Annotated in this window: 11 protein-coding genes; 9 read left to right on the forward strand and 2 right to left on the reverse strand. The window is 67.3% G+C overall.

The window, feature by feature from the left end:
• Positions 1-119 precede the first annotated feature (119 nt).
• Positions 120-3,764 (forward strand): Dyp-type peroxidase, encoded by a 3,645-nt coding sequence (locus WKW77_RS16675; protein ID WP_340357964.1) that lies wholly within the window; start codon positions 120-122, stop codon positions 3,762-3,764.
• Here the strand turns inward: WKW77_RS16675 and WKW77_RS16680 are convergent.
• Positions 3,724-6,657, reverse strand: coding sequence for an ATP-binding protein (locus WKW77_RS16680; protein WP_340357965.1), 2,934 nt, complete (start codon positions 6,655-6,657; stop codon positions 3,724-3,726). The two genes, WKW77_RS16675 and WKW77_RS16680, sit on opposite strands and share 41 nt — an antisense overlap.
• A 210-nt stretch (positions 6,658-6,867) precedes the next feature.
• Between WKW77_RS16680 and WKW77_RS16685 the strand changes: the two genes are divergently transcribed.
• The 4 genes from WKW77_RS16685 to WKW77_RS16700 all read left to right on the forward strand — a co-directional run bounded on the left by WKW77_RS16685 (position 6,868) and on the right by WKW77_RS16700 (position 11,907).
• Positions 6,868-8,214, forward strand: a complete 1,347-nt coding sequence (locus WKW77_RS16685; RefSeq protein ID WP_340357966.1) for a C4-dicarboxylate transporter DctA — start codon at positions 6,868-6,870, stop codon at positions 8,212-8,214.
• Between the two features lie 8 nt (positions 8,215-8,222).
• Positions 8,223-8,921 carry a GntR family transcriptional regulator gene (locus tag WKW77_RS16690; protein WP_340357967.1) on the forward strand — a complete coding sequence of 233 codons (699 nt, stop codon included), beginning with the start codon at positions 8,223-8,225 and terminating at the stop codon, positions 8,919-8,921.
• Positions 8,922-9,054: 133 nt separating this feature from the next.
• Positions 9,055-10,134 (forward strand): AI-2E family transporter, encoded by a 1,080-nt coding sequence (locus WKW77_RS16695; protein ID WP_340357968.1) that lies wholly within the window; start codon positions 9,055-9,057, stop codon positions 10,132-10,134.
• 42 nt (positions 10,135-10,176) lie between these two features.
• On the forward strand, positions 10,177-11,907 hold the full coding sequence (locus tag WKW77_RS16700; protein ID WP_340357969.1) for a peptidoglycan D,D-transpeptidase FtsI family protein: 1,731 nt from the start codon (positions 10,177-10,179) through the stop codon (positions 11,905-11,907).
• Positions 11,908-11,918: 11 nt separating this feature from the next.
• Here the strand turns inward: WKW77_RS16700 and WKW77_RS16705 are convergent, their stop codons facing one another.
• Positions 11,919-12,821: a LysR family transcriptional regulator gene (locus WKW77_RS16705; RefSeq protein ID WP_340357970.1), complete on the reverse strand. Its 903-nt coding sequence runs from the start codon at positions 12,819-12,821 to the stop codon at positions 11,919-11,921.
• A 114-nt stretch (positions 12,822-12,935) separates the two neighbouring features.
• Between WKW77_RS16705 and gcl the strand changes: the two genes are divergently transcribed.
• The 4 genes from gcl (at position 12,936) to WKW77_RS16725 (ending at position 19,260) form a co-directional block, all read left to right on the forward strand.
• On the forward strand, positions 12,936-14,729 hold the full coding sequence (gene gcl, locus WKW77_RS16710; protein ID WP_340357971.1) for a glyoxylate carboligase: 1,794 nt from the start codon (positions 12,936-12,938) through the stop codon (positions 14,727-14,729).
• A gap of 113 nt (positions 14,730-14,842) precedes the next feature.
• Complete coding sequence (gene hyi / locus WKW77_RS16715) at positions 14,843-15,622, forward strand: hydroxypyruvate isomerase (protein WP_340357972.1); 780 nt, start codon at positions 14,843-14,845, stop codon at positions 15,620-15,622.
• Positions 15,528-16,568 carry a 2-hydroxy-3-oxopropionate reductase gene (locus WKW77_RS16720; protein WP_340358008.1) on the forward strand — a complete coding sequence of 347 codons (1,041 nt, stop codon included), beginning with the start codon at positions 15,528-15,530 and terminating at the stop codon, positions 16,566-16,568. The genes hyi and WKW77_RS16720 overlap by 95 nt, the downstream gene beginning before the upstream one ends.
• Before the next feature lie 388 nt (positions 16,569-16,956).
• Positions 16,957-19,260, forward strand: coding sequence for an NADP-dependent malic enzyme (locus WKW77_RS16725; RefSeq protein ID WP_340357973.1), 2,304 nt, complete (start codon positions 16,957-16,959; stop codon positions 19,258-19,260).
• Positions 19,261-19,369 lie beyond the last annotated feature (109 nt).

The raw sequence follows: 19,369 nt of genomic DNA on the forward strand, positions 1-19,369 counted from the left end.
GGCCGTGGGCAGGGCGTGTTGTCCCCAACATGACGGATGCGCCCGCCTGGCCCATGCTCTAGTCTGGCCGATGGGCCACGGCCGATGGCTCCACACCCACAAGAAGCGAGGAGAACCCCATGCGAACGAAAGTCACGGGCGGCGAGCTCGGAGGGCTGACCAATCTTGCCGTGCTTGCGCCGGTGAAGACCGGCTTCATCGAGGGCCTGGAGACGATGACGTACGTCGACCGTCTCCATCGACTGCTCGACGCGCTGAACGAGGCGCGCCAGAACCTGAAGGAGGCCACGCTGGTCGACCCGCAATTTCCGGACGCGCTCGGCCGCTTCGGCATCCTGCGCAACTTCCGGTACACGGTGGTCCCGCCGGAGAGCGCCATCGCCGCCGACGGCACGCCGGGGCGCTACCGGCTCGCGCTCAACGTGACCTTCGACGGCGGCTGGGAGCCGTACATGCGGGTCATCTACCGGGACATCGGCTTCCTGCTGGACGCCCTCTTCTGCCACTGCGACGGCTACCCGGGCTCGCAGACATCGAGCTACGACGCCTACTGCCGGTGGGTGCGCGAGAACGAGCAGATGGCAGGACTCTTCTACGCCGACTCGTCGGTGACGTCGAGTGACCAGCCCTACCTGGAGCAGATCGAGCGCATCCAGCGCGAGACCGCCGATCCGGCGAAGGCCGACCGGCTCATCGCCGGCCATGGCGTGAAGCCCACGCTCGTGCAGATCCGCGATGGCCGGGTGCAGGCGGAAGCGCGCCCGGAGGCCGCGGCCTTCACTTCGCTTCGGGCACTCAAAGGCCTGTATCGCCTTTCGCCGCTTTTCACGAGCACGACCGAACGCCGGATCCTGCTGCGCTTCACGCAGGAAGTGCTCAAGGACTTCAAGGCGATCCTCCCGAAGATCCGCCCTCCGCTCTCGTTCGCCATCGAAGCGGGGGCGAAGGACGAACTCGCATGGTTCCGCGGGAGCGACAAAGAGGCCCGCGACGCCGCGCCCCCGGACGATTCGTTCACGCCGGCCGGTGTCGTGCAGGCCGGCATCGTGGGAGACCGCGGCAGCGCCACCCACGGCTGCCTGGTCCTGCTGCGCGTGAGGGACCCGGACAAGGCCGCGGCCTGGCTGAAAGTGGCCCCCATCAGCGGTCACGGAACCCAGGACGCCGACGGCATCCGCCGCAACATCGCCTTCACCTATGCCGGACTGCGTGCCCTCGGGTTCTCCGCCGAGCAGCTCGATCCGCTGCCGCGGGAATTCATGGACGGCATGGAGTCGCGCGCCGGCCTGCTGGGCGACGTGCGCGTCAACCATCCCGATTTCTGGCCCCGACCCGAGCGCTGCGACGAAAACCTGAAGGCCGACCCGAACAGCCGCGTCGACCTCCAGGCCGTGCACGTCGCTTTCATGATGCGGCTCACCGACGACAGGCCGGAGTGCGCCTCCGCGGCGCTGCATCCGCAACTGGCGGGCGCCATCTCGCTGCTGACCCCGGCATCGGCGGGCATGCAGGTGGTGGCGGTGCAGCCCACGCGCAGCTGGCGCGAGGGGTCGACCGGGCGCGAGCACTTCGGCTTTCTCGACGGATTCAGCCAACCGGGCCTCCAGAAGGTCGAGCCGACCCCGCTGCAGCGCGATACGGTTCTCCCCGGGGATCTGTTCCTGGGCCGCGACAACAGCTTCGGCGACAAGCCCGACGCGACATCCGCGCCGCCCGCGCTCCTGCAGAACGGCACCTTCCTCGTCGTGAGAAAGCTGCGCCAGCACCTGGACCACCTGCACGCCGCGCTGGACTCGCACCTGCAGGACAAGGACCTGGGCGGCGAGGATGCGAAAGCGAAGAGGAAGCAGGCCATTCTCGAAAAGATGATGGGCCGACGCCAGGACGGCACGCCGCTCGTCAGTCCTGCCAGTCCTGCCAGTGGAAACGACTTCGACTACGACGAGGACGCCGAAGGCCGGCAATGTCCCTTCCACGCCCATGTTCGCCGCGCCAATCCCCGCGACCGGCGCGAGCCGATGCCGCGCATCGTGCGTGCGGGGATGTCCTATGGCGAGCGCCTCGACCCGAAGGCGGACCCGAAAGCCAGCCCGAATGCCGCACCGGCCGCCGACCGCGGCATCGTGTTCATGGCCTATTGCGCGAGCATCTCCGAGCAGTTCGAGGTGATCCAGCGCTGGATCGCCGGCGGCAACAGCTCCGGCGTGTCCTCGGCGCAGGCCGACCCGTTCCTGGCCGTTCCCAGGCCCGGCGACCGCCGCACCTTCCGCTGCCTGGAAAGCGGCTCGCCAAACGAGGTCCTGCGCGTCGACCTCGGCGACAAGCCTTTCGCCACCCTTCAATGGGGCCTGTACCTGTTCGTGCCCTCGATGGACGCGCTGCGCAATATCGCCGCGCTGCGCCGTCAGACGCCGGCGAGTACCGCGGCCGGCTTGCCGCCGGGCTGGCCGCCCGCCAGTTCCCTCGATCACTGGCGGCAGCGCCTGGAAGACCCGGACCCCGAAAGGTCCGTGTCGGCGAACACCTGGCAGCAGGTGCGCCGGCAAGGTGGGTACAAGGACGCCCGCCCCTACGGCCTTCTCGTCGGCCGGCAGGCGGACGTGCTGCGCATCCTGCAGGACAAGGGCGGGAAGTATTCCGTTCAGGGCTACGGCCAGCGCATGGCCGCCTCGCTCGGCCACAACCACCTCGGCATGGACGCGAACACCGGCCACGCGGTGCAGGCGCCGGTGATCAACAGCGCCATCGAGGCGATCACGGAAAAGGAGGCTTTCGGGCTGACCTTCGCCATCGTCGACAAGGTCTTGAAAGAGATCATGAAATTCGCCGTCCCCAATCCGGACGGCTCGCAACGCGCGCCGGTCGACCTCGTCACATTGGCCGAAAAGGTCCTGGCCGCGCTTTGCACGCAGTGGATCGGGCTGCCCGAGCCCACGGCGGCGCAAGGCAAGCCGGGGAATCTCATGGAGGTGGGCGGGCGCGAGCCAGGAAATCCGCAGCCGCCGCGCTGCCCGGGCAATTTCTTCTCCGCGTCGCACTTCATCTTCAACCCGCATCCGCGGCGCGAGACGGTGGAGACCGGAAAGGTGCAGGGCAAGGCGGTGCTCGACGCGGTCAAGCAGTTGCTTCATCACAAGAAGCCCCTGGGCAAGCTGGCCGAAGCGATCGTGGACGGCTTGCAGGCAGTCGAGGCGATCAGGCCCGAGAAACGGCAGGAGGTGATCGCCAACAGCATCTCGGGCGTGCTGCTCGGTTTCCCTCCGACCGTCTACGGCAACTACCTGCGCACCATGGAGACGTGGACGCGCGAGAAGTCGCTGTGGGAATACCAGCAGCGCCTCGCGGACCTGAAGCCGACGGTGACGGACCCGTACGAACGCGCCCGGCAGGCGCTGCGCGGCGGCGTGATGAACACCATGCGCAAGCGCCCCGTCCCGGAGCAACTCTGGCGCTGCCCGGTCGTGAATGGCCAGGTGGTGGGCGCCAGGGACGGCGAGCCCGGCGAAGACCAGCGCATCGTGCTCGGCATCGCCTCGGCATTGACCGATGCGGCCGCGCCGGACGAGATGATGTTCGGCGGCAGCCGCGATCCGGCGAGCCCGGTGGCGACCGAGCACGCCTGCCCCGGCTACGGCATGGGCGTCGGCGTGATGCTCGGGCTGATCGCGGGGCTCTTCGAAGCCGGCACCCTGAGGCCGACCGGCTCGCCGGTGCTGCTGATGCTTACGCAGCCACGGCCACCGCAAGCGACCGCAGCCGCCTAGCCTCGTCCAGGTGCCACGCCATGCGCATCGTGTCGAACGCGGCGGCGGCTTCGTCGATGAGCGCCATCGCCTGTTCGGCGCGGCCCTGGTCGATCGCGATCTCGGCGGCGCACAGCCGGGTCACGGCGATCTCGTGCGCCGAGTCGCGCTCGCGTGCCACGCGCAGTGCCTGCTCGATGTAGCGGCCGGCGGCCCCGGGCCGGCGCGCGGTGGCATCCCGCGCGAGTGCCCGGTAGGCCATCGCAACGCCGATGAGGTCGCGCTCGCGCACGCGCCGGAGCGCCAGCGCGGCGTGATGCCGGGCCTCCTCGCGGCGCCCCATGGCCATGAAGCCCTCGGCCAGCCAGCCGTGATTGAAGGAGCGGAAGAGCCCGCTTTCGCGCGGCGCGATCCAGTCGGTCGCCTCGACGATCGCCTGGATGGCATGCGGCGCGCGCTCGATCTTCCACTGCGCATAGCCCGCGATGGCCTGCGCAATCGAAAGCTGCGAAAGACTTCTCGTCGCCTCGGCGATGCGGCCGGACATGACGGCTGTCTCGCGCGCCTCGTGCCAACGGCCCTGCCACAACAACACGGCACTGCGCCAGCCATGCAGGGTGGCGGCGATCTCGTGCGTCTCGTCGACGATGCAGTCCAGCGCATCGTCGAAGCATTCGTGCGCCTGCTCGAAGCGTCCGCGATCGCCGAGCACATAGGCGCGGCACACCAGCGAGTAGACCAGCCCGACATTGGTACGCCGGCCGCTGCGGTGCCGGCGCTTGACCTCGATCGCGCGATCCAGGAGTTGCAGGCCGGCCTCGTAGTGCGCGGCGAGCACATGCGACTCGCCCAGCGTCGCCACGATCTGGATCGCCAGCGGCTCGTCGCCGATGGCTTCGGCCTCGGCCAGCGCGCGTTCGCCATGCACGATGGCCGAGCGTGCATCGCCGAGCGAATAGCTGATATAGCTGTGCCAGTAGCGCGCCCGTGCGATCGAGGCCGCATCGGCGAACTGTTCGGCCAGGTGGACGGCGCGCGTGGAAAGGGCCAGCTCGCTGCGCGAGGGATCGAACACGCACACCATGCCCAGGCGCTGCACGATCGACACCCAGCGCTGCGCGGCTTCCGATGAGTCGGGCAGCTTGTCGAGGGCGGCCAGCGCCGCTCGATATTGCGCGCGCGCCCGGTCCAGGGCGGAGGCCTTGAGCGCCTTGTCCCCGGCCAATTCGGCGTAGCGCGCGGCGCTGGCGCCATCGCCGCCGGCGCCGAAGTGATAGGCCAGCGCCTCCAGCGCCTCGTCGTGGTCCGCCGCGGCGCTGTGCCGCTGGATGGCCTGCGCGATGCGAAGGTGCAGCTGCTGCCTTTCATGCAGCCCGACCGACTCGTAGATGATGTCGCGCGCCACGCCGTGCTTGAAGCGCAAGGTGCCGGCGAGTTCGCCCGGGAAGATGAAGTCCTGCTCCGCGAGGCCGCGCACCAGATCGCTGTCCGTGTCCGTGCAGGTGATCGTCTCGAACAGCCACACCGGGATGACGTTGCCGATCACCGCCGCCATCCGCACCAGTTCGGTCTGTGCCGGCGGCAGGTGCTGCACGCGCGACTCCACCAGGTGGCTCAACCATCCGGCGTTGCCCCGCGGACGTCCGACGGCGGCGGTGTCGCCGCGGGCCGTCGAATGGCACAGCTCCTCGACGTACAGCGGATTGCCGCCCGCGCGGCGTGCGATCTCCGCAGCGACGAAGGGGTCCACGGCGGGCAGACGTGCCGAGATGGCCTGCGCGGCCTCCGCGTCGCCGAGCGGCGCCAGGGCGATGGTTTCGTTCGCGACCGGAAAGACCCCATCCGCCTTCGCATCGCGTGTCGCCAGCACGATCAACAGGCGGCAGTCGCGGAGCCTGCGCAGCGCCGCAAGCACCTGCTTGGACAACTCGTCGGCCCACTGCCAGTCGTCGATGAAGACCACCAGCGGCGTCTGCTGCGCCAGTTGCGCGAACAGCCCGCACATCCCGTCGGCGGCCTTCTCAGGCATCTCCCTGGAAAGCGACTCGACGATCTGGACGAAGGGCTGCAGGGGTTCGGCGCCCAGATCGCTTTCGCAGTAGCCGCGCACCACGCGGCAGCCCTGCGCCGCGGCGTTGGCCAGCACCCTTTCGATGAGCCGCGTCTTGCCCATCCCCGCCGGTGCGGCCACGGCCAGGCAATGGCTCCGTCCGGCGATGGCTTCGGCCAGGCGCGTTTCGAGGAGTTCGCTTTCCGCCCGGCGCCCGACGAACGGCGCGTATCGGTAGCGTTCCAGGTTGTCCAGGTGCTCGGCCAGCCCGGCACGGCCGTGGACGGCATAGACCGTCATCGGTGCCGCCTGGCCCTTGATCTCCAGCGACCTGGCCGGTCCGGTGCTGAAGAAGCGGTGGGCCGGCCCGAGGCTCTCCTCGCTCACGAGGATCTCGTTGGCGCTGGCCGCCGTCGACAGGCGTGCCGCCACGTTGGGCACCGGCCCGAGCAATTCGAAGCGGCCTCGCTCGATGTCCCCGACGCCGAGGAGCACCAGTCCCGAATGAATGCCGGTGTGCAGGGCGAGTGGCGGGACGCCGGCGAGTTCCAGGTGCATGTCGCGCACGCGCTCGTGCAGCTGAAGGGCGGCTTCGACAGCGCGGCGGCCGTCGTCCTCGCGCGTGGCCGGGTAGCCGAACATCGCAAGCACGCCGTCGCCCTGCACCCGCACGACGAGGCCGCCGTGCGCGGGAATGATGTCCTGGTAGGCCCGGCGAAGCGCCGCCAGAAGCTGCGCATAGTGCTCGGCCTCCAAGGCACCCGCCAGTTCGGTCGACTGGGACAGGTCGGCAAACAGCAGGGCGACATACCGCCGGCCGAGCACGGTCGAGTCCGCATCAGCATCAGGGTGCGTGTCGCTCATCAGAATTTTCAGCCTCTCGCCCGGTTGCGGGCGTGTCTCGAACGGGCGCCATATTACAGCCCGGTGCCGAACGCCCTCTGGAACACCGCCAGTCGAATGATCGTGGTCTTTCGGGATTACCCGCACAGAAATTTCAGAAATCTTGCCTACATTGCTTGTATGCAAGAAAGCGAATGTCTTGCATGCAACCCCCACATACGGAGAGCCACCATGCCCCGATTCGCCAAATCCCTCTTCGGTCAGGTCGTCATCGCACTCGTGCTCGGTGTGATCGCCGGCCTCTTCTTCCCCGAGTTCGCCGTCAAGCTCAAGCCGCTGGGCGACGGGTTCATCAAGCTGATCAAGATGATCATCCCGGTGCTCGTGTTCTGCGTCGTGGTGCACGGCATCGCCGGCGCCGGCGACCTGAAGCGCGTGGGCCGGGTCGGCGTCAAGGCGCTGATCTATTTCGAGGTGCTGACCACTGTCGCGCTCGGGCTGGGCCTGCTGCTCGCCTTCGTGTTCGAGCCCGGCGTGGGCATGAACGTCGATCCGTCGAAACTCGACGCCAATGCCATGAGCGCCTACGCGTCGAACGCCGACAAGCTCACCAGCGGCGGCACGGTCGACTTCCTCATGAAGCTGATCCCGACCACGGTGATCAACGCCTTCGCGACCGGTGACGTGCTGCAGGTGCTGCTCTTCGCGGTGCTCTTCGGCTGCGCGCTGACGCTGCTGGGCGATCGCGGCAAGCCCGTCGCGGCGGTGGTGGATGCCACGGCGCTCGTGATGTTCAAGATCATGGGCATCATCATCAAGCTCGCGCCGCTCGGCGTGCTGGGCGCGATCGCGTTCACCGTCGGCCAGTACGGCATCGGCTCGCTCAAGCAGCTCGGCGCGCTGGTCGGACTGTTCTACGTGGCCGTGCTCATCTTCGTGTTCGTCATCCTCGGCATCGTCATGCGCCTGTCGGGATTCAGCCTGTTCAAGCTGCTGCGCTACCTGCGCGAGGAACTGACCATCGTCTTCGCGACCACCTCGTCGGACAGCGTGCTGCCGCAGATCATGGGCAAGCTGCGCCACATGGGCATCCGCGATTCGACGGTCGGCCTCGTGATTCCGACCGGCTATTCGTTCAACCTCGACGCGTTCTCGATCTACATCACGCTGGCCGCGGTCTTCATCGCCCAGGCGACCAACACGCCGGTCTCGATGACCGACCTGCTGACCATTCTCGCGATCGCGCTGGTCACGTCCAAGGGCGCGCACGGGGTGCCGGGCTCGGCGATCGTGGTGCTCGCCGCCACGCTGCACGCCATTCCTGCGATTCCCGCGATCGGCCTGGTGCTGGTGCTCTCGGTCGACTGGTTCATGGGCATTGCCCGCGCCCTCGGCAACCTGATCGGCAACTGCGTGGCCACCGTCGCGATCGCGGCATGGGAAGGCGACATCGACCGCGAGCGCGCGCATGCGGTGCTCAACGGCACCCATTCGCCCGAGGACGAGCCGCTGCGCGAAGCCGGAACGCACGGCGTCGACACGGCAGAATCCCCTGCCGCCATCCAACCCGCGAACTGAACCCCGCCATGACCGACGTCACGCCCACCACCATCGCCGAGCGCGTGGTCGAAGCCATCCTCGCGCAGAAGCTCGCGCCGGGAGAACGGCTGGGCGAGCAGGCGCTGGCGGAGAACTTCGGGGTGAGCCGCACCATGGTGCGCGAGGCGCTGATGCAGCTGCAGGCGCGAGGCTTCGTCGAAGTGCAGTCGCGGCGCGGCTGGTTCGTGGTGGAGCCTTCGGCCGAGGACGCGCGCGACGCCTTCGCGGCGCGCCGCATCGTCGAGGCCGGCATCCTGGCCGAAGCCGGGCGCCCGCTGTCGAAGGTGATTCGCAAGCTGCGCGAGCACATCGCCGACGAAAAGCGCGCGATCGCCGGCGCCGATGCGGCCACCCGCGCCTTCCTGCTGGCCGACTTCCACGTGTGCCTCGCCGACCAGATGGGTCACCGCCTGCTGTGCGACGTGCTGCGCGACCTCACCGCCCGCACCACCCTCGCGGCCACGCTCTTCCAGTCGAAGCACGAAGCCGCGCAGTCCTGCGCCGAACACGCGGCGATCGTCGCCGCGCTCGAAGAAGGCGATACCGCCCGCGCTCGGCAGTTGATGCTCGACCACATCGGCAACGTGGAGGAAGCCCTGGAAGTCGAAGCCGCAGTCGACCCGACCGAGAACGAGAAGCTGCGCGCCACACTCGCGCCCGTCGCACTTCCTCGCGCAGCGCGTTAGCGCCGGCACTGCCAGAAACCCCGTGGAGTCGGCTTTGCCCGGCCGCCGGGGTCGCCCCCGAGAGGGGGTGCAGAGCCACACGGAGGGGCGAGCCTGGGGGAGAACCCCATCTCAGGGGAGAATCCCAACCTCCATGAACTCGCCAGCCCTCCAGCGTGCCGTCTTCCTCGTCCTGTTGGTGGCGGTCACACTCGCCTTCGGCTGGATCCTCCTCCCCTTCTTCGGCGCGGTCATGTGGGCGGTCGCGCTGGCGATCCTCTTCACGCCGTTCTACCGCTGGGTGGTCATCAAGGTGAGAGGCCGCCGCAACGTCGCGGCGCTGGCCACGCTGCTGCTGGCGATGATCCTCGTCATCATTCCGCTCGTGGCGATCACCCTGGCGCTCATCGACGAGATGGCCTTCGTGGCGCAGAAGGTGCGCTCCGGCGACATCAGCTTCGCGAAGTACTTCCAGCAGATCGTGAACGCCTTGCCCAACTGGGCGATCGAGCAGCTCAACCGATTCGGCCTCACGAACATCGAGGGATTCATCAGCCGCTTCTCCAACTCGGCCCTGCGGGGCAGCCAGCTGATCGCGACGCGCGCGGTCTCCATCGGCCAGAACGCCTTCGAGTTCATCATCGCCTTCGGCCTGATGCTGTACATGCTGTACTTCCTGCTGCGCGATGGCCGCGATCTGTCGAAGACGGTCCGCGCGGCGCTGCCGCTCGCCAGGGCGCACACCAATCACCTGTTCGCCAAGTTCACCACGGTGATCCGCGCCACCATCAAGGGCAACGTCGCGGTGGCCGTGGTGCAGGGCTTCATCGGCGGCGTGACCTTCTCGTTTCTCGGGGTGCAGGGCGCGCTCCTGTGGGGCTCGCTGATGGCCTTTCTGTCGCTGCTGCCGGCGGTCGGCGCGGCGCTGATCTGGATCCCGGTGGCGATCTATTTCCTGGCCACCGGCGCCCTCGTCAAGGGGCTGGTGCTGATCTTCGTCGGCGTCTTCGTGATCGGGCTGGTGGACAACATCCTGCGACCGATCCTCGTCGGCAAGGACACGCAGATGCCCGACTACATCGTGCTGATGTCCACCATCGGCGGCCTCGCGCTGTTCGGCATCAACGGCTTCGTGATCGGTCCGGTGATTGCGGCACTTTTCATGGCGGCCTGGGATCTGTTCGCTTCGTCGAGCGCGGAAGACGACCATGTCGCCCCGCCTCCGCAGCCCTGAAGACATCGGCGCCACGGCGCAATCCTCCGGAATCCAGATCCAATGAATCGAAGCGGACGCAGCGTCCAATACGCAACCAGCCCCCTGCTCACGAGCAAGACCCCCGTCTGGCGCAGCAAGCTCATCGTCGCCGGCATCGCGGCGGGCTTTCTCGTGCTGGCGGTGCGCGCCTTCTATGTCGAGGTCCTCGACAACCAGTTCTTCCAGCATCAGGGCGAAGTGCGCTTCGCCCGGACGCTCGAACTGCCCGCCAACCGCGGCCGCATCCTCGACCGCAATGGCGACATCCTCGCCTCCGACATCCCGGCGCCCAGCATCTGGGCGATTCCGGAAGACGTGGACCCCGCCGATCCGGCAGTGCAGCCCAGATTGAGGAAGCTGGCCCAATTGCTCGGGATCCCGCAGGCCGAGCTCACGCGCAAGCTGGACGACGATGACAAGAGCTTCGTCTGGCTCAAGCGGCAGGTGGACGACACGGTCGCCAAGGAGATCGCTGCGCTCGACATCAAGAGCATCTACCAGCGACGCGAATACAAGCGCCAATACCCCGAAGGCGAAGCCGCGGCGCATGTGGCCGGTTTCACCAATGTCGAGGATGTCGGCCAGGAAGGCATCGAGCTCGCGTTCGACAAGGAGCTCGCCGGCAAGGCGGGCTCGCGCCGCGTGATCAAGAACCGCCTGGGCGCGGTGGTCGAGGACGTGGGCGAACAAGTCCCGCCGATCGAAGGCCGCGACATCCAGCTCAGCCTGGACGACCGCATCCAGGCCGTGACCTACGAGAAGCTGCGCGACGCCGTGGTCGCGAACAAGGCCCATGCCGGCAGTGCGGTGGTGGTCGACGCGAACACAGGCGAGCTGCTCGCGATGGCCAACTACCCGAGCTTCGACCCCAACGACCGGCACAACCTCACCGGCGAGCAATTGCGCAATCGCGCGATGACCGATGTCTTCGAGCCCGGCTCGACGATGAAGCCCATCACGGTCGCCACCGCGCTGGAGCTCGGCCGGGTCACGCCGCAGACGATCATCGACACCAACCCCGGCCGGATCACCGTGTCCGGCGCGACCATTCACGACGACGAGAACTTCGGCGTGCTGACTGTCGAAGGCGTGATCCAGAAATCCAGCAATGTCGGCGCGACGAAGATCTCGCAGCGCATGACGGCCAAGGAGATGTGGGACTCGTTCACCTCGCTCGGCTTCGGCCAGAAGCCGCAGACGGTCTTCCCGGGCGCCGTGACCGGGCGGCTGCGGCCCTACAAGTCGTGGCGTCCGATCGAGCAGGCGACCATGTCCTACGGCTACGGCCTGTCGGCGTCACTGTTCCAGATCGCCCATGCGTACACCGCGTTCGCCAACGGCGGCAAGGTGATCCCGATCACCCTGCTGAAATCGAGCGAGCCGCCGGTGGGCGTGCCGGTGTTCTCCGGGGCGGTTGCGAGCGAGGTGCGCAAGATGATGCACATGGCCGCCGCGCCCGGCGGCACCGCGCCGCTTGCGCAGACCGAAGGCTATTCCGTGGGCGGCAAGACCGGCACCGCGCACAAGCAGGTCGGCAAGGGCTACGCCGGCAACAAGTACCGCGCCTGGTACACCGGCATGTCGCCGATCGACAAGCCGCGCGTCATCGTCGCGGTGATGATCGACGAACCGAGCGCCGGCAAGTACTTCGGCGGGCTCGTGGCGGCGCCGGTGTTCAGCCAGGTGGTGCAGCAGACGCTGCGAATCCTCAATGTGCTGCCCGATCTGCCCGTGGCATCGCAGGCGCACTGAACGTTGCGCGCCTATTTCTTCCACCATTGCTCGCCGAAGCGGCCCTGCAAAAAGGCCACGAAGCTCGATACCTTGCCCGGCACCAGCTTGGGCGAGGGGAACACGGCGTGAATCTCCTGTTCTGCCAAGGCGTGGTCGGCCAGCACCTCGACCACCTGTCCTGAAGCTAGCGAATCGCTCGCCACATAGCGCGGCATCAGGGCGATGCCGAGCCCCGCGCGCGCGGCGGCCAGCACCGCCGAGACGTTGTTGGAACGCAGCCGGCCCGACACCGGTACCGACGCCGGCTCGCCCCTGGGCGTGTGCATGTGCCACACGTCGTCGCCCACCACGCTGCTGTAGATCAGCGCCACGTGCGCGCTGAGGTCCTGCGCCTTCTTCGGCGTGCCGTGCTCCCTGAGATAGTCCGGTGCCGCGACCATCACCCAGGGATTCATGCCCAGGTAGCGCGCGCCCAGCGATGAATCCGCGAGCTTGCCCATGCGGATCGCCACGTCGATGCCCTGCGCGACCAGATCCACGTAGCGGTCCTCGAAGCTGAGGTCGACCTGCACCTGCGGATGCCGCGCCATGAACTCCAGCGCCAGCGGCACGACGATGCGGCGCCCGAACGCGGTCGAGGTGCCGATGCGCAGCAGCCCCTGCGCCTGCGACTGCTGCAGCTTGACGATGCTGTCGGCCTCCTCCGCCTCGCGCACGATGGACTTGCACTTCTCGTAGTAGAGCGCGCCCGCTTCCGTGAGGCTCACGCCGCGCGTGTTGCGGTTGAGCAGCCGCGCCTTCAGCCGCGCCTCGGTGGCCGCGACCTGCTTGGTCACGGTGGGCTGGGTGGTGTTGAACTCGCCGGCTGCCTTCGAGAAGCTGCCGGTTTCCACCACGCGCACGAACATTTCCATTGCAAGCAGTCGGTCCATAAACCGGATCCTAGCCCCACTTATTCCGCCATGGAATAGGCTTTATGGCCCCCCGCCGTCTTCTGCCGAGTGCCCCCTCTTCCTACAGTGGAGCCCATCCCAAGGAGACTTCAAATGGCAAAGATGACCGCGGCCCAGGCCGCCGTGCTCGTGATGGAAAAAGAAGGCGTGACCCAGGCTTTCGGCGTCCCCGGCGCCGCCATCAACCCCCTCTATTCCGCGCTGCGCAAGCAGGGCAGCATCGCCCACATCCTCGCGCGCCACGTCGAAGGCGCCTCGCACATGGCCGAGGGCTACACCCGCGCCGTCGCCGGCAACATCGGCGTGTGCATCGGCACCTCGGGGCCGGCTGGCACTGACATGATCACCGGCCTCTATTCGGCCTGGGCCGATTCGATCCCGATCCTGTGCATCACCGGCCAGGCGCCCCGTGCGCGGCTCTACAAGGAAGACTTCCAGGCGGTCGACATCGAGTCGATCTCCAAGCCGGTCACCAAGTGGTCGGTCACGGTGCGCGAGCCGGGGCAGGTGCCGCAGGTCTTCCAGCAGGCCTTCCACCTGATGCGCTCGGGCCGCCCGGGCCCGGTGCTCATCGACCTGCCCTTCGACGTGCAGATGGCGCAGATCGAGTTCGACATCGACACCTACCAGCCGCTCGCGGCCTACAAGCCCGAGGCGACCCGCGCCCAGATCGAGAAGGCGATTTCGATGCTCAATGCCGCCGAGCGCCCGCTGATCGTGGCCGGCGGCGGCATCGTCAATGCCGATGCCAGCGACCTGCTCGTGCGCTTCGCCGAAGCGACGGGCGTTCCGGTGATCCCGACCCTGATGGGCTGGGGCACCATCCCCGACGACCATCCGCTCATGGCCGGCATGTGCGGCCTGCAGACCAGCCACCGCTACGGCAACGCCACGATGCTCGCGAGCGACTTCGTGCTCGGCATCGGCAACCGCTGGGCCAACCGGCACACCGGCTCGGTGGACGTCTACACCAAGGGCCGCACCTTCGTGCACGTCGACATCGAGCCCACGCAGATCGGCCGCGTCTTCACGCCCGACTTCGGCATCGTCTCCGACGCCAAGGCCGCGCTGAAGCTCTTCGTCGAGGTCGCCGAGGAGATGAAGGCCAAGGGCCGGTTGCCGGATCGCGGCCAATGGGCCGGCGAATGCCGCGAGCGCAAGAAGACGATGCTGCGCAAGACCAACTTCGCCGACGTGCCGATGAAGCCGCAGCGCGTGTACCAGTGCATGAACAACAACTTCAGCCACGACACCTGCTACGTGAGCACCATCGGGCTGTCGCAGATCGCGGCGGCGCAGTTCCTGCACGTCTACAACCCGCGGCACTGGATCAACTGCGGACAGGCCGGTCCGCTGGGCTGGACCATCCCGGCCGCCCTCGGCGTGCGTGCGGCGGACCCCAGCCGCAAGATCGTCGCGCTCTCGGGTGACTACGACTTCCAGTTCATGATCGAAGAGCTGGCCGTGGGCGCACAGTTCAAGCTGCCGTACATCCACATCGTGGTCAACAACTCCTACCTCGGCCTCATCCGCCAGGCGCAGCGCGGCTTCGAGATGGACTACTGCGTGCAGCTCGGCTTCGACAACATCAATGCCGGCGAGGACGCGGGCGTCGAGCGCAGCTACGGCGTCGACCACCTCAAGGTGGTCGAAGGCCTCGGCTGCAAGGCGATCCGTGTCACCAAGCAGGAAGAAATGACCCCGGCGATCAAGCAAGCCGAGCAGCTCATGGCGCAGTTCCAGGTGCCGGTGGTGATCGAAGTGATGCTGGAGCGTGTCACCAACATCGCGATGGGCACCGAGATCGACGCCATCAACGAATTCGAGCCGCTGGCCGAAAGCGTCGCGGACGCACCGACCGCCATCGCCGCTGCGATGCTGGACTGACTCGCAGGCTTCGCGCACTTCGTGTCGCTACGCCACCCCCCTTGCCGGGGGCAACACCCGCGGCCCGGCAAAGCCGGTTCCGCGGTGTTTCTTGAATCGAAAGGAAGGCACCCATGCCGAAATTTGCAGCGAATCTGACGATGCTGTTCAACGAGCTGCCGTTCATGCAGCGTTTCGAGGCCGCCGCCAAGGCGGGCTTCAAGGCGGTGGAATACCTATTCCCCTATGCCTACGACAAGAAGGAGCTGGCCGCCGCACTGCGTGACAACGGCCTCGTGCAGGTGCTGCACAACCTGCCCGCCGGCGACTGGGATGCCGGCGAGCGCGGCATCGGCTGCCATCCGGATCGCGTGGGCGAATTCCGCGAAGGCGTGACACGCGCGATCGAATACGCGACCGCATTGAACTGCCCGAAGGTCAATTGCCTGCTCGGCAAGCTGCCCGCAGGCGTCACCGCTGCCGATGCACGCAAGGTGGTGGTGGACAACCTGCGCTTCGCCGCGCAGGAACTGCAGAACGCCGGCATCCGGCTGCTGATCGAGCCGATCAACACCTTCGACATCCCCGGCTTCTACCTGAACCGCACGGACCAGGCGCTGTCGATCCTCGACGAAGTCGGCTCGACGAACCTGCTGGTGCAGTACGACATCTACCACGCGCAGCGCATGGAGGGCGAACTCGGCAACACGCTCTCGAAACACATCACCCGCATCGGCCACATCCAGCTCGCGGACAACCCGGGGCGCGGCGAGCCGGGCACGGGGGAGATCAACTACCCGTGGCTGTTCAAGCACATCGATTCGATCGGCTACGACGGATGGATCGGCTGCGAATACAAGCCGCGCGGCACCACCGTCGAAGGCCTCGGCTGGCGCAGCGCACTCACGCAATAACGAAGTCACACATCAGGACAGAACAGGTCAAAGGAAATCTCGCGATATGTCGAACACGAACGCACAGAAGATCGGTTTCATCGGCCTCGGCATCATGGGTGCGCCGATGGCGGGGCATCTGCTGGAGGCCGGCCATCAGCTCTACGTGAACACGCGCGGCCCGGTGCCGGAGCCCTTCGCTTCGAAGGCGATGGTCTGCGCCACCGCCACCGACGTCGCCCGGCAGGCCGACGTGATCTTCCTCATGGTGCCGGACACGCCCGACGTGGAGAAGGTGCTGTTCGGCGAAGGCGGAGTCGCCGCCGGCCTGACCCAGGGCAAGGTGGTGGTCGACTGCAGCTCGATCGACCCGATCGCGACGAAGGAATTCGCCCGGCGCATCCTCGACCTCGGCTGCGGCTACGTCGACGCGCCGGTCTCCGGTGGCGAAGTGGGTGCGAAGGCAGCGAGCCTCACCATCATGTGCGGCGGCGACGAAGGCACCTTCGGGCGCGTGCGGCCGCTGTTGGAGAAGATGGGCAAGAACATCACGCTGGTCGGCAACGCGGGCGACGGGCAGGTCTGCAAGGTGGCGAACCAGATCATCGTGGCGCTCAACATCGCGGCCGTGGGCGAAGCGCTGGTGTTCGCCTCCAAGGCCGGTGCCGATCCAGCCAAGGTCCGGCAGGCGCTGATGGGCGGCTTTGCATCGTCGCGCATCCTGGAGGTGCATGGCGAGCGGATGATCAAGCGCACTTTTGCACCGGGCTTCCGCATCGCGCTGCATCAGAAGGACCTGAACCTTGCGTTGCAGGGCGCGCGGTCGCTGGGGGTCGCGCTGCCGCAGACCGCCAGCGCAGCCCAGCTCATGAATGCCTGCGCGGCCTTGGGATTCGGGCAGGAAGACCACTCTGCCTTGGTTCGAGCGCTGGAGGCGATGGCCAACCACCCCGTAGCCCAGGCGTAATTTCGAAGTCGAAGACGAGCGCCCCCGTTGATCGGCCCTGGAGCCCGGTTGGCGGTGCGGCGCCGGGTGCGCCTCTACGCCGCCGAGGAGCGCAGCCTTTCGCGGATCAGGGCTCGCGCTGTCTCAGCGAAGCGAGTTTGCGCGAGACCCCGCGAGAGGCGAGCACCGCAGGGCAGCCGCGAAGCGGCCGGCGTAGTGAAGCCCCCGGCGCCGCACCGCAAACCGGGCGGACGTCCCACAGAAAAAACAAAAAGCACCCCATGCACCCCGCCAGTCTCATCCATGAACATCCCGCATCGATTCCAGCGGCAATCAAAGCGCTTCGCCCTCGTTCAAGCCCCGACTTTGCGTTAGCCTCTCTCCTGAGCCAGGAAGCAAGGAGACACTGATGGCCAACAAAGAACTTTCCCCCGCCGAACAGGCACTGCGTGACGCGGCTCGCGAATACCACCGCTCACCGGTCAAAGGCAAGATCTCGATCTCGCCCACCAAACCCCTTCTGAACCAGCGCGACCTCTCGCTCGCCTACTCGCCGGGCGTCGCCTACCCCTGCCTCGACATCGAGGCCGACCCCGCCCTCGCCGCCGAATACACCTCGCGCGGCAACCTCGTCGGCGTCGTCACCAACGGCACCGCCGTTCTCGGCCTCGGCAACATCGGCCCGCTCGCCAGCAAACCGGTGATGGAAGGCAAAGGCTGCCTCTTCAAGAAGTTCGCCGGCATCGACGTCTTCGACATCGAGCTGGCCGAAACCGACCCCGACAAGCTCGTCGACATCATTGCCTCGCTCGAGCCCACCCTCGGCGGCATCAACCTCGAAGACATCAAGGCGCCCGAATGCTTCTACATCGAGAAGAAGCTGCGCGAGCGCATGAACATCCCCGTCTTCCATGACGACCAGCACGGCACCGCCATCATCTCGGCCTCAGCGCTCTTGAACGGCCTCGAACTCGTCGGCAAAAAGATCGAAGACGTCAAGATCGCCGTCTCCGGCGCGGGCGCGGCGGCCATCGCCTGCCTCGACGTCATGGTCGGCCTCGGTGCCAAGGCATCGAACATCTACGCGGTCGACTCCAAGGGCCTGATCTATATCGGCCGCCCCGGCGGCTTCGACGACTCCAAGACCCGCTACGCACAGAAGGACACCGGCGCCCGCACCCTCGCCGACGTCATGAAGGATGCCGACGTCTTCCTCGGCTGCTCGGCGCCGGGCGTGGTCACGCAGGACATGGTCAAGAGCATGGCCAGCCAGCCGATCATCCTCGCGCTCGCCAACCCCGAGCCCGAGATCCGCCCCGAACTGGCCAAGGCCGTGCGCCCGGACTGCATCGTCGCCACCGGGCGCTCCGACTACCCGAACCAAGTCAACAACGTCCTGTGCTTCCCGTACATCTTCCGCGGCGCGCTCGACTGCGGAGCGACCAAGATCACGGAAGAAATGAAGCTCGCCTGCGTGCGCGAGATCGCCGACCTCACCAAGGCCGACATCAGCGAGGAAGTCGCCACCGCCTACGCCGGCCAGGAACTCGCCTTCGGCCCCGACTACATCATTCCCAAGCCCTTCGATTCGCGGCTCATCCTGCGCATCGCCCCGGCGGTCGCCAAGGCGGCGCAGGATTCCGGCGTCGCCACCCGGCCGATCGAGGACCTCGAGGCGTACCGCCAGCACCTCACCCGCTTCGTCTACCAGACGGGCATGTTCATGCGCCCGGTCTTCACCGCCGCCAAGTGCGCGACCCGCAAGCGCGTCGCCTACGCGGAAGGCGAAGACGACCGCGTGCTGCGCGCCGCCCAGCTCGCGGTGGACGAAGGCCTCGCCAGGCCGATCCTCGTCGGCCGCCCCGCCGTCATCGAGGCCCGCATCAAGAAGGCCGGCCTGCACATCCGCGTCGGCACCGACGTCGAATGCGTGGACCCCGAAGACGATCCGCGCTTCCGCACCTATTGGGAGGCGTACCACAAGGTCATGGGGCGCCGCGGCATCACGCCCGAGGCTTCGAAGGCCATGGTGCGCCGTTCCAACACGACGATCGCGTCGCTGATGGTCCACCTGGGCGACGCGGACGCGATGCTCTGCGGGCTGGTCGGCCGCTTCGACAGCCACCTGCGCATCCTGCAGAACATCATCGGCCAGAAGCCGGACGCGCCGGGCTTCGCGACGCTCAACGCGCTCACGCTCGAGAAGTACACCCTCTTCATCGCCGACACCAACGTGCATGAAGACCCGAGCGCCGAAACGCTCGCGAAGATCGCAGTCATGGCCGCCGAGGAAGTGCGCCGCTTCGGCCTGCCGCCCAAGGTCGCCTTCCTGTCGCACTCGAACTTCGGTACGTCGGAGCGCGGATCGGCCCGCAAGATGCGGCAGGCCCGCGAGCTCTTCGCGAAGATGGCGCCCGACATCGAATGCGACGGCGAAATGCACGGCGACGCCGCGCTGTCCGAGGAAGTGCGCCGCAAGGCCCTGCCCGATTCGACGCTGACCGGCGAAGCCAACCTGCTGATCTGCCCGAACCTCGATGCGGCCAACATCCTCTTCAACGTGCTGAAGATGACCGGCAGCAACGGCGTGACGGTCGGCCCGATCCTGATGGGCGCGGAAGGCCAGGCGCACATCCTGACGCCCTCCGCGACCGTGCGGCGCGTGGTCAACATGACCGCGCTCGCGGTGGCCAACGCGAACTCGGCCCGCTGATTCGCGCATCAGTCGCGCACCAGAACAGACGCCCCGCCGCGATGCACGCGGCGGGGCGTTTTTCATTGACGCCATGCACCCGAATGGCACATCGGAAGGGTTCGCACCA

Origin of the sequence: Variovorax ureilyticus (assembly GCF_037889935.1) — a bacterium.
In the GTDB taxonomy this organism is placed as follows: domain Bacteria; phylum Pseudomonadota; class Gammaproteobacteria; order Burkholderiales; family Burkholderiaceae_C; genus Variovorax; species Variovorax ureilyticus.